Annotated in this window: 15 protein-coding genes; 7 read left to right on the top strand and 8 right to left on the bottom strand. The window is 58.9% G+C overall.

What is annotated here, in order from left to right:
• The first annotated feature begins 173 nt into the window (after positions 1-173).
• Positions 174-1,136: a glucokinase gene (gene glk / locus ACMGGW_RS16165; RefSeq protein ID WP_142591483.1), complete on the top strand. Its 963-nt coding sequence runs from the start codon at positions 174-176 to the stop codon at positions 1,134-1,136.
• A 69-nt stretch (positions 1,137-1,205) separates the two neighbouring features.
• Here glk and ACMGGW_RS16160 read toward each other — a convergent pair whose 3' ends face one another.
• A complete protein-coding gene (locus ACMGGW_RS16160) occupies positions 1,206-2,435 on the bottom strand; it encodes an OFA family MFS transporter (RefSeq protein WP_060433775.1) in 1,230 nt (409 codons plus the stop codon).
• A 397-nt stretch (positions 2,436-2,832) separates the two neighbouring features.
• Here ACMGGW_RS16160 and ACMGGW_RS16155 point away from each other — a divergent pair, with 397 nt between their 5' ends.
• Positions 2,833-3,165: a DUF2502 domain-containing protein gene (locus tag ACMGGW_RS16155; RefSeq protein WP_025303752.1), complete on the top strand. Its 333-nt coding sequence runs from the start codon at positions 2,833-2,835 to the stop codon at positions 3,163-3,165.
• A gap of 4 nt (positions 3,166-3,169) precedes the next feature.
• Here ACMGGW_RS16155 and ACMGGW_RS16150 read toward each other — a convergent pair whose 3' ends face one another.
• From ACMGGW_RS16150 to ACMGGW_RS16140, 3 genes are all read right to left on the bottom strand, one after another.
• Positions 3,170-3,904, bottom strand: coding sequence for a LytR/AlgR family response regulator transcription factor (locus tag ACMGGW_RS16150; protein WP_025303751.1), 735 nt, complete (start codon positions 3,902-3,904; stop codon positions 3,170-3,172).
• Positions 3,901-5,592 carry a sensor histidine kinase gene (locus ACMGGW_RS16145; protein WP_025303750.1) on the bottom strand — a complete coding sequence of 564 codons (1,692 nt, stop codon included), beginning with the start codon at positions 5,590-5,592 and terminating at the stop codon, positions 3,901-3,903. The genes ACMGGW_RS16150 and ACMGGW_RS16145 overlap by 4 nt, the downstream gene beginning before the upstream one ends.
• A gap of 99 nt (positions 5,593-5,691) precedes the next feature.
• On the bottom strand, positions 5,692-6,936 hold the full coding sequence (locus tag ACMGGW_RS16140) for a DUF1479 domain-containing protein (RefSeq protein WP_049203742.1): 1,245 nt from the start codon (positions 6,934-6,936) through the stop codon (positions 5,692-5,694).
• 168 nt (positions 6,937-7,104) lie between these two features.
• On the opposite strand from ACMGGW_RS16140, the gene ACMGGW_RS16135 reads away from it, so the two are divergent.
• The 3 genes from ACMGGW_RS16135 to ACMGGW_RS16125 all read left to right on the top strand — a co-directional run bounded on the left by ACMGGW_RS16135 (position 7,105) and on the right by ACMGGW_RS16125 (position 9,628).
• The gene (locus ACMGGW_RS16135) at positions 7,105-7,644 is read left to right on the top strand and encodes a GNAT family N-acetyltransferase (protein ID WP_197832399.1); all 540 of its coding nucleotides are present in this window, start codon (positions 7,105-7,107) and stop codon (positions 7,642-7,644) included.
• A 119-nt stretch (positions 7,645-7,763) separates the two neighbouring features.
• Complete coding sequence (gene alaC / locus ACMGGW_RS16130; RefSeq protein WP_016926818.1) at positions 7,764-8,993, top strand: alanine transaminase; 1,230 nt, start codon at positions 7,764-7,766, stop codon at positions 8,991-8,993.
• Positions 8,994-9,103: 110 nt separating this feature from the next.
• Complete coding sequence (locus tag ACMGGW_RS16125; RefSeq protein ID WP_049203738.1) at positions 9,104-9,628, top strand: cytochrome b; 525 nt, start codon at positions 9,104-9,106, stop codon at positions 9,626-9,628.
• A 66-nt stretch (positions 9,629-9,694) separates the two neighbouring features.
• On the opposite strand, the gene ypdK is transcribed toward ACMGGW_RS16125, so the two are convergent.
• The 3 genes from ypdK to ACMGGW_RS16110 form a co-directional block, all read right to left on the bottom strand.
• A complete protein-coding gene (gene ypdK / locus ACMGGW_RS16120; RefSeq protein WP_099782600.1) occupies positions 9,695-9,769 on the bottom strand; it encodes a membrane protein YpdK in 75 nt (24 codons plus the stop codon).
• Between the two features lie 556 nt (positions 9,770-10,325).
• Positions 10,326-10,763, bottom strand: coding sequence for an antitoxin HicB (locus ACMGGW_RS16115; RefSeq protein ID WP_043140242.1), 438 nt, complete (start codon positions 10,761-10,763; stop codon positions 10,326-10,328).
• Positions 10,764-10,846: 83 nt separating this feature from the next.
• Entirely contained in the window at positions 10,847-11,296 is a 450-nt protein-coding gene (locus ACMGGW_RS16110; protein WP_025303745.1) for a DUF805 domain-containing protein, read from the bottom strand.
• A 283-nt stretch (positions 11,297-11,579) separates the two neighbouring features.
• Between ACMGGW_RS16110 and mltB the strand changes: the two genes are divergently transcribed.
• A complete protein-coding gene (mltB, locus tag ACMGGW_RS16105) occupies positions 11,580-12,668 on the top strand; it encodes a lytic murein transglycosylase B (RefSeq protein WP_049203736.1) in 1,089 nt (362 codons plus the stop codon).
• A gap of 58 nt (positions 12,669-12,726) precedes the next feature.
• Here mltB and ACMGGW_RS16100 read toward each other — a convergent pair whose 3' ends face one another.
• The gene (locus tag ACMGGW_RS16100; protein ID WP_025303743.1) at positions 12,727-13,878 is read right to left on the bottom strand and encodes a porin; all 1,152 of its coding nucleotides are present in this window, start codon (positions 13,876-13,878) and stop codon (positions 12,727-12,729) included.
• 396 nt (positions 13,879-14,274) lie between these two features.
• On the opposite strand from ACMGGW_RS16100, the gene ACMGGW_RS16095 reads away from it, so the two are divergent.
• Positions 14,275-14,565, top strand: coding sequence for a hypothetical protein (locus ACMGGW_RS16095; RefSeq protein ID WP_049200124.1), 291 nt, complete (start codon positions 14,275-14,277; stop codon positions 14,563-14,565).
• The last annotated feature ends 32 nt before the right edge of the window (positions 14,566-14,597 follow it).

Genomic DNA, 14,597 nt, shown 5'->3' with positions numbered 1-14,597 from the left:
CGCGTTTTTTGCCGCAATTTGTTTCAAATCGCGGCATCACGGGCAAGCTGAAACGTTTTTTGTGATCCGGATCGCTATTGGGGCGCAGATCCGAGGCGGGTGATTGTTGTTTTCGCAGCAGGATTTTACAGTGTGGGCAGCTTTTTATTTTTCATTTTGCGGAGACGAAATCAATGACCTATGCCCTCGTGGGTGATGTTGGCGGCACCAATGCCCGCCTGGCGTTGTGCACTGTTGCGACGGGTGAGATTACCCAGGCGAAAACCTATTCCGGCCTGGAGTTCGACAGCCTGGAGGCGGTGATCCGCCACTACCTGAAAGCGTGCGATATCGAGGTGCAGGATGCCTGTATCGCGATCGCCTGCCCGGTGACGGAAGACTGGGTGGCGATGACCAACCACAGCTGGGCGTTCTCTATCAAAGAAATGAAGGCCAGCCTGGGGCTGAGTCATCTGGAAGTGATCAACGATTTCACCGCCGTCTCGATGGCGATCCCGATGCTCTCGCCGGACGACGTGCTGCAGTTTGGCGGCGGCGATGCGCAGCCGGGCAAACCGATCGCGGTGTACGGTGCCGGCACCGGGCTGGGCGTTGCCCACCTGGTGCAGGTCGATCGCCGCTGGGTCAGCCTGCCGGGCGAGGGCGGCCATGTCGATTTCGCGCCGAACAGCGAAGAAGAAGACATTATTCTGGAGGTGCTGCGTGGTGAAGTGGGGCACGTTTCCGCCGAGCGCGTGCTGTCCGGGCCGGGCCTGGTCAACCTGTATCGCGCCATCGTCAAGGCGGACAACCGCCTGCCGGAAAAATGGGAGCCGAAAGACATCACCGAGCGGGCGCTGGCTGACAGCTGCATCGATTGCCGCCGCGCGCTGTCGCTGTTTTGCGTGATCATGGGGCGCTTCGGCGGCAACCTGGCGCTGAATCTGGGCACCTTTGGCGGCGTGTACATTGCCGGCGGCATCGTGCCGCGCTTTATGGAATTCTTCAAGGCCTCGGGCTTCCGCGCCGCTTTCGAAGACAAGGGGCGCTTCCGCGACTATGTGCGAGACATTCCGGTGTTCATGATAACCCATGGCCAACCGGGCCTGCTGGGGGCCGGCGCGCATCTGCGCCAGACGCTGGGCATGCAGCTGTAAGCAACGCGGCGGCACGATAAAAAAGGGGCGCAACCCACAGGTTGCGCCCCTTGTCGTTTTCGTGGGGTATCAGGCTTTGGCCAGCTCCGCCGTTTGGGCGGTTTCTGCCGTTTCCGCTGCCACCGCCTTCGGCGCTTTGATGAACAGCGTAATCAGCAGAGAAGCGGCGGACAGGACGCCAATCACCATAAAGGTGGCGTGGAAGCCGCCGAAGTATTTGGCGACGAACGAACCGGCCAGCGCGCCCAGGCCGAAACCCTGGTAGATGATGCCGTAGTTTTTGCTGTGGTTTTTCAGGCCGAAGAAGTCGCCGACAATTGCCGGGAACACGGTGATGTTGCCGCCGAAGCAGAAGGCCACCGCGCCGACGCAGATGAAGAACAGCGTGTGGTTCAGGGTCATGAAGCTCAGGGCGACAATCGCCAGCACGGTAACCAGCATGGTGAAGCTGATGACGCGCATGCGGCCCACTTTATCGGACAGCGTACCCAGGATGATGCGGCCGGCGGTGTTGAAGATGGCGACGGCGGACACGGTGTTGGCGGCAGTGGCCAAATCCATCCCGGCCAGCTGAACGCCCATGTCTTTCACGATGCCAATCAGATACAGACCGCTCATGCAGGCAGCGAAGAAGATGGTGAACAGCAGGTAGGCTTCTTTGGTGGCCAGCATCTGACGCACGCTGTAGTCGTTACCCAGACCGTTGGCGCCTGGCTGTGCGGCGTTGGTCGCCAGCACCGGCTCTTTCAGCAGCAGGGAGCCGACGACGATCAGGCCCATCACGATGGCACCCCAGTAGAAGAAGGCACCGGAAACGCCGACGTCGGCGATCAGGGCGGCGTTGACGTATTTGAACAGCAGGCTACCGCTGCCGAAGGCGCCGACGGAGATGCCGGAAATCAGGCCTTTGTTGGCGGGGAACCACTTAATCAGGTTGGACAGAGTGGAGATGTAGGCGATACCGACCGCAAAGCCCACCACCACGCCGGCCAGCAGGTAAATCATGTCAAGCGAGCTGACGTGGGCGCTGGCGATGAGACCCAGGCCGACCAGGATGCCGGAACACAGCGTCAGATTGCGGATGCCGAAGCGTTCTTGCAGCTTGCCGGCGAACAGCGTGGCGAAGGCCAGGAAGAAGCTGGTGATGGAGAAGGTGGTGGCAACGTCCGCCAGCCCCCAGTGGAACTTGTCGACCAGCGGCTGGTTGAACAGGCTCCAGGTGTAGATGGTGCCCAGACCCATCTGGCAGATGATGGTGCCGAGAACGATTAAGCTGCGATTTGCCGGTTTGGTGTTCATGGCCGGTCTCCTTCCTGTGTGTGCGTTGCCGGGCGTGAGCCGCTGGCTGAAATTTGCGGGGTGAATCTGTGTTCCCGCGGTATGGGCTTATTATATGGCCGGCACCCCCGGCGGGCGGCGGATCGGGAATGAGTTGCACGACGGAAGGAATGAAATGCATGTTATGCGGCGTGAGTTGCCGTTTTTGCGCCGAAAAGTGCGTGAAATGCCGGGGGTGACACGTGATCTACATCAAAGATATCAACGATTTATTGTTAATCGGCGGTGAACGATTGTGGTGAGATTGTGAAGGATGCGTCTGAAAGGCGTAAATCGGCATTGCGCCTATAGAGCGGCGATGAGCGCGGGACTATGTTATCTGCGATCGGACGAGGTCCGCTCTGCAGGAGTCCATGAAATGAAAAAAACGCTGTTGTTACTGGCCGCGCTGCTGGCGCTGCCGCTGGCGAGCCAGGCCGACGTGTCCATCGGCGTGAACGTGCCGGGCCTGTCGTTGCATATCGGCGATCGCGACAATCGCGGCCACTACTGGGACGGCTATCGCTGGCGCGATCCGCGTTGGTGGGCCGATCATCACCGGTATGAACGCCCGCGCGGGTACTATTACGGCCCGCCGCCACGGGTGATTTACTACGGGCCACCGCGGCGCGACTGGCGAGATCGGCCGCATTACCGCATGCCGCCACCGCCGCCGCCCGGCTATTACTACCGTCCGGGCCCGCGCTGGTAAGCGCTTACAGGCGCATCAGCTTGCGGAACTCTTTCACCTTGCTGCGGCTGACCGGCACTTCAAACTCGAGATCGCTCAGCCGCAGAATGTAGGTATTGTTGAACCAGGGGACGATCTCGCGGATCTTCGCCAGGTTAACGCAGTAAGAGCGATGGCAGCGGAAGAAATGTTCTTCCGGGAGCCGGCCGTAAAACTCGGTGATGTTCATCGGCATCACGAACTCTTCCCGGCGGGTATAGACCCGCGTCACCTTTTCATCGGCGGCGGCGTAATAGATGTCGTTGATGTCGGTAACGATGATCCGCTCGTCTTTGATCAGGTTGATGCTGTGGCTGCCGCGGCTCGGCGCGCTGGCCGGCTCCGTCGCGCCGGCGGGGCGATGATGCAGCGCCTCCAGCTTTTGCAGCATGGTGACGATGCGCGCCTCGTGATAGGGCTTGAGGATATAGTCGAACGCTTCGATCTCGAACGCTTCCACCGCGTGCTCTTTATAGGCGGTGATGAACACGATCGACGGGCGATGCGCGAATTTACTGATGTTTTGCGCCAGCAACACGCCGTCCAGCGACGGGATGTTGATATCGAGGAAAATGGCGTCGACCTGGTGAGTCTGCAGGTATTTGAGGACGTCGAGGCCATCCTCGAAGGTGGCGACGATATCGATATTGCTGTGTTTCTTGATCAGGTAGCTGAGTTCTTCCTGCGCGAGGAATTCGTCTTCCACGATGATGGCTTTCATGAGGCCTCCCCGACCGGCGGCGCGCTCGGCTCCTGATGCAGCTTGCCGCCGTTTTTGCTGATGTAGAACGCGATTTCGGTGCCCGGCTCCAGGCGGCGGATATGCAATCCCTCGCCGTACAGCAGCGACACGCGGTGATGCACGTTAAGCAGGCCGATATTGTGGCCCGGCATTTCGTTGCGCGCCACCCGGTCGATGGTTTCCTGGTTGATGCCGTGGCCGGTATCCTTCACCGAAATCTTCACCCGGTCGCCCTGATCTTTCACCGCGATCACCACCACCCCTTTCCCCTTGCAGGGTTGGATGCCGTGCACGATGGCGTTCTCCACCAGCGGTTGGATCAGCAGGCTCGGAATACGCACCGAGACGTCGTCGTCGATGTCGTAAATTACCGTCAGCTTGGCGCCGAAACGCGCCTGTTCGATGGCGATGTAATCCTGGATCTGATGCAGCTCCTTGCGGATATCGATCAGTTCATCGTTCAGCTCCAGGTTGTAGCGCAGGTAGCGCGACAGGTTGATGATCAGCTGGCGCGCGGTGTCCGGATTCAGGCGAATGGAGGAAGAGATGGCGTTCAGCGCGTTGAACAGGAAGTGCGGGTTAATCTTGCTCTGCAGTGCGCGCATTTCGGCTTTATCCGCCATCTGGCGCAGGTGTTCGATGCGCGAAACCTCCATCTGCGTGGAGATGATCTGCGACAGCCCGACCGCCATCACCTTCAGTGTGTTGGTGATCTGGTGGGCGTGGCAGTAGTAGATTTTCAGCGCGCCGGTCACTTCGCCTTTTTCCCACAGCGGTACCACCAGCTGCGAATGGATCTGCGGCGCGGCCGGGTTTTCCAGGTTGTTCTTGATGATGATTTTGCCGTGGCGAATGCTTTCGCGGGTGACGCGGCTCAGCCCTTCGCGGCCGATCGGGTAGGCTTCACGCCCTACGCCGACGTAGGCCAGCACCTGGTGGGTATCGGTGATCGCCACCGCGTCGGCGCGGATGTCCTGGCGAATGATATCGCAGATGGTGGCCAGCGATTCGCTGTTGATGTTGCGGAAATAGGGCAGCGTCTTGTGGGCAATATCCAGCGCCAGTTTGGCCTGGCGCGCGGCGATCACTTCTTTCTCATCCTCGACGCTCTGTACCAGCAGCACGATCAGGCCGATGCACACCGTACCGAGGATCATCGGCAGGGCGATCTGCGACACGATGTCCAGCCCAAGCTCGGTCGGCTTGGCCCATAGCACGATCAGCAGCATGGTGAGGGATTCGCACAGCATGCCGCCGACGATGCCGGCACGCCAGCGCTGCTCTTTTTTCACCTTGAGGTTGATGTAACCGGCGCTGATGCCGGCGATGATGCTGGTGATAAGACAAGGCACCGAGGTGATGCCGCCGATGTCGATCAGATAACGGTGCACGCCGGCGATGATGCCGGTGACGATCCCCACCCAGGGGCCGAACAGGATGCCGCCGGCCATGATGGCGATGACGCGCACGTTAACCAGCGATCCTTCGACGTTGATGCCGGAGTAGGTGCTGAACAGCGCGAACAGCGAGAAGATCGCCGTGACGATGCCGAGCTCGAGCGGCGTATGGTCTTCTTTTTGCAGCAGTTGGCGGAACAGCCGGGTGCGGGTCAGGAAAAACAGACAGATCAACATCAGCGCGGCGCGATCAAACACCGCCAACAGCATTTCAAAAAAAGGGTGCACGACGGGTTCTCGCTGCGGCTTACGGATGGCGGCAGTATACCACAGCGAAAGGGGCCCGTGGCGTGCGCCACGGGCGGGGGATCAGCCCATGCCGAGCTGCGCTTTGCCCAGTGGCGTCAGCAGGTCGACGGTGGCGCGGCCGTCGAAATCCACCTCGAAGTCGTCAGGGGCGAAGTCTGGCGGCGTTCTGCCGTCGATAAAGCTCGGCAGCTGGCGCTGCAGATAGGCGTCGTTTTTCTCGCAGCCCGGCGCGGCAGCGATGTACATCACGTTGCTGTCGAACTCGCCGTTATGCTCGTTCTCCACCGCGTGGATCACATCGCAGTGCCAAAAGACCGTGTCGCCCGGCTCCAGATCGGGAATGGGGGAAATCCCACTTAATAAAAGGGGATGCCACTTTTCCGAGATCGACAGCGCGCGGCCCGGTGCCGCATCGCACAGATCGTCGTCGGCGACGTCGTCCTGCAGCGCGCGCAGCAACACATAGGCCATGGCGTTGGCGATCGGCACCAGGTTCAGCGTGCCGGCGTTGGTGCGCTGCGGCGTCAGCGCCGTCCAACCCTGGAAGGTGCGGAACATCGAGCAGACCGCCGGGGAGGCTATTTCGCGCACCTCGGTGCGGCCGTCGGCGGCGAAGGGATCGTACTGCTGCCAGTCGCCGGAGAAAACGTGGCGATATACATAGCGGAAGTTTTCGTCCAGCCAGCGCTCAATGGTGCCGCTGTCGACGTGCGGTGACAGGCCCAGCGACGAGGAGTTCGGCGGGCGGCGGCGGGTGCGATCGGCGTAGGTGGCGACGCGGGTCGGATCGAAATGCTGTTTGCCGTTGCTCTCGGTGGCCCACAGGCTGTTGAGGAACACCTGCACCGCATGCATGCGCGCATCCTGCCGCGCTTCAACCTGCGGTTTTGACCAATAGATGCCGTAAATCTGCGGCTTGCTGGCGGCCAACTTGCCGAAATAGTTGTCTTCGGCGGCGTTTTTCAACCGTTCGACGAAGTTGTTGCGCTCAAGGTAGTCGCCGATTTCCCGGTTCCAGCCTTCGGCCTTGGCGCGGGGGAACACGCCGCGAATGGCGCAGGCGCCGCGCTGTTTGATCAGCGCTATTTGCTGCTCGCTGACGCGCTGCTGCAGGATATCTTCTGCGTCGATCTGCGGCACCGGATTATGGCCGGCGGCCAGCTCGCGGCGGATCTGTTCGACCTGGCCGCGGATGTTCTCTTCCAGCGCTAGAAAGACGTCGCGGTAGTTCGGCAATGCCTGGCGCAGCTGGCGCTTGACGTTAACGATCGTCTGCGGAATATCGTCGATGACTAAAGAGGCCATGGTGTTCTCCTGGTGCCGCGTGGATAACGGCGGCGGGCAGTTGTAGGGAATCGGGCAAGACGTTAAGGTTTTGTGGTTTTAACGTGAATGATTATCGGCAACCAATCGGGGAAAATAAAGAGATATCTTTCATTCGTAAGTTCCTCTTTTTCGTTTTTCGGAGATTTTATGAAGCTGGTCACTGAACGTCTGCACTTACAGTCGATAACCGCCGAGGATTGGCCGCTGTTTCTGCGCCTGTACCAAGATCCCGAGGTGATCCGTTACATCTCCGATCCGCGCAGCGAAGCGGAGATCCGCGCACGGTTCGAAGAGCGGCTGCCGGCCTGGGACAAACACGGCGAGCAGTGGTTGTGTCTGGTGATGCGTGAGAAGCACAGCGGAGAGGCGGTGGGCATTACCGGCTTTCGCCCGCACTGGGCGCCGTATCGGCAGGCGGAAGTGGGATACGGGAGTTTGCCTTCCGGGCAGGGCAAGGGCTATGGCAAGGAGTCGCTACGGGCAGTGCTGGATTTTGCGGTGAACGCCTGCGGTTTTCACAAATTGACCGCCACCGTGACCGCGGGCAATCTCGCCTCGCGTGGCCTGCTGGAGTCGTGCGGTTTTCAGCTGGAAGGCACGCTGCGCGACAACTACCGTCTGGCGGATCAGTGGTGCGACGACTGGCTGTTCGGGCTGTTGGCGACGGAGTTTCAGGGCGGCAAATAAAAATATCGCGCCAGGTATCGACAAGCTCGTCGGCGCTGCGCTATGTTCGATATTCGGTCAGTTCGCTGGCCAGCGTCGCTCGGACGGTCCGGGCGCTAACGTCTATCGAGGAATCCCCTATGGCTGATAACAGTCCACAGCGCCGTTTCACGCGCATTGAACGCCTTCCCCCTTACGTATTCAACATCACCGCCGAACTGAAGATGGCCGCACGCCGTCGCGGTGAGGATATTATCGATTTCAGCATGGGGAACCCCGACGGCCCGACGCCGCCGCACATCGTGGAAAAACTGTGCGCCGTCGCCCAGCGCGACGATACCCACGGTTACTCTACCTCGCGCGGCATTCCACGCCTGCGCCGCGCCATTTCGCGCTGGTATGCCGATCGTTATCAGGTGGATATCGATCCGGAAAGCGAAGCCATCGTCACTATCGGTTCGAAAGAGGGGCTGGCGCACCTGATGCTGGCGACCCTCGATCATGGCGATACGGTACTGGTGCCGAACCCCAGCTACCCGATCCACATTTACGGCGCGGTGATCGCCGGCGCCCAGGTGCGCTCGGTGCCGCTGGTGGACGGTGTGGATTTCTTCGGTGAGCTGGAGCGCGCCATTCGGGAAACCATTCCGCGCCCGAAAATGATGATCCTCGGCTTCCCGTCCAACCCGACCGCGCAGTGCGTGGAGCTGGATTTCTTCGAGCGGGTGGTGGCGCTGGCCAAACAGTACAACGTGCTGGTGATCCACGATCTGGCCTATGCCGATATCGTTTATGACGGCTGGAAAGCGCCGTCGATCATGCAGGTGCCGGGGGCGAAAGACATCGCGGTGGAGTTCTTCACCCTGTCGAAAAGCTATAACATGGCCGGCTGGCGCATCGGGTTCATGGTCGGCAATCCCGAACTGGTCAGCGCGCTGGCGCGCATCAAGAGCTATCACGACTACGGGACCTTTACGCCGCTGCAGGTGGCGGCCATCGCCGCGCTGGAAGGCGATCAGCAGTGCGTGCGCGATATCGCCGAGCAGTATCGGCAGCGCCGCAACGTGTTGGTGAAGGGGCTGCATGAGGCGGGCTGGATGGTGGAAAACCCGAAGGCGTCGATGTACGTGTGGGCGAAAATTCCCGAGCCTTATGCCCACCTCGGTTCGCTGGAATTTGCCAAACGCCTGCTGGCGGAAGCCAAGGTCTGCGTCTCGCCGGGCATCGGCTTCGGCGACTACGGCGATACCCACGTGCGTTTCGCGCTGATCGAGAACCAGGACCGAATCCGCCAGGCGGTGCGCGGTATCAAGGCGATGTTCCGCGCGGACGGGCTGCTGAAGCCGGGCAAAGCCGGCAGCGCCAAATAATCCTGTCAGGCCGGGCGTTCGCCCGGCCTTATTTTTTCCGTCCCAAGGTTTTCTTCATTATTTCCCCATTATGCTCAACTACGCTGAATTTTATTTTTTGGATAGAGTGTATGAGCAACCGCTACGCGCGATCGCAAATCGTTTTACATTGGCTGACTTTGCTGATGGTGATCCTCACCTATGCGGCGATGTTGCTGAAGGATTCGGTGCCGGAGGCGTGGGCGCCGCTGGTCAAAACTCTGCACTTTAACTTTGGGGTATCGGTTTTTGCCCTGATGCTGATTCGGTTGGCCATGCGCGCTTTCCACGCTGCGCCGCCGACCACGCCGCCGCTGGAGGAATGGCAGGAAGTGGGTGCCAAGATCTTCCATTGGCTGCTGTACGTGGTCTTCCTGATGTTGCCGCTGCTGGGCGTGTTAACCCTGGCCTACGGCGGGAAATCGTGGACTTTACTGGGGTGGCCGGTACCGCAATGGGTGACACCGGATCCGGTGATGCGCAGGCTGGTCAAAACGGTTCATGAGACGCTGGCGAATATCGGCTACTTTATCATTGGCGCACATGCGTTGGCGGCGCTGTTTCATCACTACCTGCGTAAGGACGACACCTTGCGCCGCATGATGCCGGGCAAATGATCGTTAACAGAAACGACAAAGGGACGCTTGCGCGTCCCTTTGGCTGTGTTCCTGGTCTGGCTACCGTCAGGCAACCATCAACATGAAGGTGCCAACCCAGGCAACCAGCATGAATGACACGCCCATCAAAAAATATTTCACTGAACAACTCCTGTCTGGAGTCCTCGCCAGCAATGATCCCGATTGTTGTGCTGAGTATTTTATGGGCAGCCTGCTTGTCGGGCGGATTCTTCCAAGCGAAAGAACAACGTCCTCGAGCGCGGGCTGTCCGGTTGTCGCGCCTCATGCTCCGTGAGGTAAAATCCGAACCGCGACAGGATCGGCGCTAATGTACTCTCAATACTGGTCTGATTTCAATACTGTGTTTTTGATCACAATTTTCGGCTGTTTTTTGCACAGCGCGGACTGTTTTATAACGCTTTTTATGGGCAAGCGACAGGAAGTAGCCTGCCGCTGCGGGGTTTTAAAATCGGGGTATTCAATGTGGTGCAGGCGCTCAGGCGACGGCGTTGATGCCGGTCGCCAGAATGCCCCAAAAAACGAGACAAGACAGCAGAATAACGGCCCAAATATGACGGCGACTCCACTCCATTTTTAGCCTTCGTTGTTGCGACAAGTGATTAGGTAACGATCACATCGGCGCGAATGGAGGAAAATTTAGCCCCTGCGGATAATATTTTGCTTACCTGTTGCTAACCTATTGGCAAACTTCGTTTATTGTCACGCGCACTTCGTAGCCCAGCAGATACAACGCCTGCTCCAGCGCTTCAACCTTCGAGGCGTAGCCGATATCCAGCAACCGCTCCATTTGCCCGCCGTTGAATCCCAGCTTGCGCGCCAGCGCCGCTTTGCCGGTGTTTTTGCGTAGCATGGCATTGTGCAGTTCGATCTTCAGCGCCACCAGCGCCGGCAGGTGTACTTTCAAGTCATCGGTTTGCGCAGGAGAAGGGGCGGGCAGAGGCAGACCTTCATCCATCGCGGCGGCGATGGCGGCCAGCAGGCTTTCCTGCGCTTCCAGCTCGATGTCTTCGCGTTTATAGCAGGCAGATTGCCACTCGGGGAAGTCGTGGAAACCGATCTGCCAGGCGTCGCTGTCGCTATCGAAGGTGTAATGGGCGGGGTAGTGGCTGTACATGGCAATCCCTGATTGAAACCTGAATGAGGCGCTATTGTGACGGCGCGGCCGGCGGATAGCCATAGCCTTGAGCGGAATGGCGCTCAATCGGCATGTTCACGCGGCTTGCGACGCCCGTCGGGCGGCAACAGCAGGGCGCAGATCATGACGGCCAGACTGAACAGCGGCAGCCAGCGCGCCACCGGGCCGGGGGAGTAGTTGTTGAGCACCGAGCAAACGTAGCATGTGACGGCCAGCACCCAACCGGGCAGGCCGATATCATTAAGGCGAAACGCGGTTTTGGCCATAAACCACGCCACCAGGCCAAAACAGAACAGCGCCCACACCATGATGCACAGCAGATACAGCAGCACCGAGACGAATTCCTCGGTGTCGCCGTGCGCATGGGCGCGAAAATGGTTTTTATCCAGATAGGTCGACAGAAACGACAGCAGCACGATGCCAACGGCGAAGATCGCCAGCGAGAAAACAAAGGGTTTGCGCGAGATGCGCCCGCGGTAAAGGTCTTTGGTGAGTTGTCCGAGAGATTCCATCACAGTCCGTTGTCGTCATCATTGGCCGCCCGGCGGAGGCCGGATGGCAAGCAGCCGGGCATTCTAGCGGGGTAAACGGGGGCGTCAAGGTGATAATTTTTCTCATTTAGTCGCGGTTGAGATTCCACGCGGCCGCACAGGGCGTCCTTTCACCGAGCAAAACGTCACAATTTGGCACGTTTGGCTACCTGACGCGGTCATTGGCGGCATAATCCTGTTTGTTCGCGTTGAACAATGCATTAACATAACTCCCACTTATCTCTTGCATGGCTATGGATATCCGATGCGTCACCTGGTTGCGCTTTTACCGCTGATTACCTTGCTTGCTGCCTGTAGCAGCACGCCGAAACCCAGTACCACTGCTACGCCGCAGAGCACCCCGGTAAAGGGCGGCTTTTTGCTGAGCCCGGCGCACAGCGGCGCGCCGCTGGGAGGGGATTTCGCCAATAACCCGAATACCGCGCGCTTTATCGATAAGATGGTGCAGGAACACGGGTTTGACCGGCAGCAGCTGCACGACGTGCTGGCGCAGGCTCGGCGATTGGACTCGGTGCTGCGGCTGATGGACAGACAGGCGCCGACGCCGTCTACTCAGGGGCCAACCGGACCGAACGGTTCCTGGCTGCGCTACCGCAACAAGTTCATCACCCCGGATAACGTGCAAAACGGCGTGGTGTTCTGGAATCAATATCAGGATGCGCTGCAGCGCGCCTGGCAGGTGTACGGCGTGCCGCCGGAGATCATCGTGGGGATTATTGGCGTGGAGACCCGCTGGGGCCGCGTAATGGGTAAAACCCGCATTATCGACGCGCTGGCGACGCTGGCCTTCAACTACCCGCGCCGCGCCGATTACTTCGCCGGTGAGTTGGAAACCTTCCTGCTGATGTCGCGCACCGAAGGTGACGATCCGCTCGAGCTGCGCGGCTCCTTCGCCGGCGCGATGGGCTATGGGCAGTTCATGCCTTCTTCCTTCAAAAGCTACGCGGTTGACTTCAACGGCGATGGGCATATCAACCTGTGGGATCCGGTCGATGCCATCGGCAGCGTGGCCAATTACTTCAAGGCGCACGGCTGGTCCAAGGGCGAGCCGGTCGCCATTCAGGCCAACGGCCAGGCGCCGGGGTTGGAAAACGGCTTCAAGACCCGCTACTCGGTCGCCGCACTGGCTGAAGCCGGCCTGAGCCCGCAGGGTTCGCTCGGCGATAATCAGGAAGCCAGCCTGCTGCGGCTGGACGTCGGCACCGGCTACCAGTATTGGTACGGTCTGCCGAACTTCTACACTATCACCCGCTATAACCACAGCACCCATTACGCCATGGCGGTATGGCAACTGGGCGAAGCGGTAGGGCGCTCGGCGCGCGGCGGCTTCTGACCGCTGCTTCAAACAACGAAAAAGGCCGCTTGCGCGGCCTTTTTTACGTTCTGAGCAATCAGAAATCGTAGCGCAGACGGACCACGGTCATATCGCCGAGGTTGTCGGTGCTCGATGTCAGCACGTGCTCTACGTCAACGCGGAAACCGTAGTCAAACTGTACGGTAACCCCGAGGCCGTTGTCGATGCGCTGGTAGTTGCGGCCGCTGATGTATTCCAGGCGGTCGCCCATGAAGTACGGCATCACCGATTTCACCGCGTACTGGCCCACCGGCACGGTATAACCGGCCAGGTATTCGATACCCCACGCATCGCCGGCGAAGTAATTGTTGACGTCGGCTTTCTTGGTGGTCAGGAAGTCGTTGTAGTAACCGCCGCCGAAGGTGAGCGTCCAGTTGTCCGGTTTCCAGCTGATGGCGGTACCGAAAATGTTCTGGTCATAACTCTTGCTGCCGCTGGTGGACGGGTTGCGCATTTCGGCGCGGGTGTAGTTCCAGGCGGTACCCCAGGTCAGATCCTGTGTAATGTGGTAATCCACACCCAGTGAGCCGCCGCCTTTGCGCTTATAACGCAGGCCGTTGCCCGGCAGGTAGTCGCTGTCGCTGAACAGGTACGAGGCGTAAACGTCCGCATCGCCGAAGCGGTTCTTGTACTTCAGCATTTTGCGTGAACGGTAAGAGCCGTCGTAGTCGCCGTTGATGCCGTTGCCCGGTGCCTGGGCCAGCATGTCGTAGTCCCAGATATCGGTCTTGGCGCCAACCACGTCATAGTAAACGCTGTTTTGCTGACCGAAGGTCATCTGGCCCCAGGTGTTGCTTTTCAGGCCGGTATACAGCATACGGCGGCTGGTGTTTCTCGCGCCGTCGGCATAGTGGTGATCCCAGTCAAACAGCGCCGGAATGTTCACACCCAGCTCGTAGTAGCTGATCCAGCTGATATCGTCGAACAGGTAGTAGTCCGCTGCGAAACGGAAACGGGTGCCGCCATCGAAGCCGTTACGCTTATACGAGCCCTTGTCACCGTCGCCCGTCATGTTGTTGAACTGCGGACGGATGCTGCCGCCAACGGTAAAGTTCAGGCGGCTGAGCGGATCGCCGGCCTGTGGATCTTGCTTCAGCAGAGTGATTTCTGCCTGAGCGGCGAACGACGCGCTGCCGATCGCCAGACCCAGCGCCACCGCTTGAGTCACTACGCGCAATTTCATTGCCATGTGTTATCCCTGTTTTATGTATGACCGCCCCATCAGCGCCGCCATGCCGATGTTTTGCGCAGAACGCTGCGTTTTCACGCATTTTGACGGTTTTTTTGGTGTTTTAGCGGCGGGCGGCATTTGTAACATAAACGGTGAGATAAATAATTACTTTTCTTGCTAATTATTGGCCGGTTTTTGACCATTTCGTGCGGTGAAAAGCGCCATTATTTATGTCTCTCGATTCGGATGAATTCATCTAACGCCAAGGTTTATATTTTTCATTTGTCAGTCATCGGCGTCAGCCTGTAATTTTAGTCGTGCAAGAGATAATTAATTTCAGCCTGTCACCGCCGTATTAACGTTTGCCTTCTTCTGCGTAATCGGTCGGCAGGAATAAGCGATTGGGAGGTCGCCATGAGAAATCTGTTAATGTTGTTGGTGGGGCTGTTTTCATTACCGGCGATGGCGGCGGAGTCGCACGTTTGCCATTCTCAAGCTTATGATTATGCAGAGGTTAGCAAGCTCAGGTTATCTGACGATACCCTGTTTACCTGCCGCGGCGTGGGGCGCCTGACGATCCCGGAATTGGCGCGTAAAGGATGGCGGGTGATTCATTTAGCGCAGCAAACTGAATATACAGACTCCGTCGACAGCGATGGTGAGGTTATTAAACTTTATCAGGAAATCGTGGTGTATAAAGAATAATTCTACGGTGGCCTGTGATTATTTCAACGGTG

This window comes from Serratia sp. BNK-4 (assembly GCF_048685115.1).
Classification (GTDB): domain Bacteria; phylum Pseudomonadota; class Gammaproteobacteria; order Enterobacterales; family Enterobacteriaceae; genus Serratia; species Serratia bockelmannii.
Note: the sequence above shows the minus strand (reverse complement) of the source record. Positions and strands in the feature narration are given on the sequence as shown.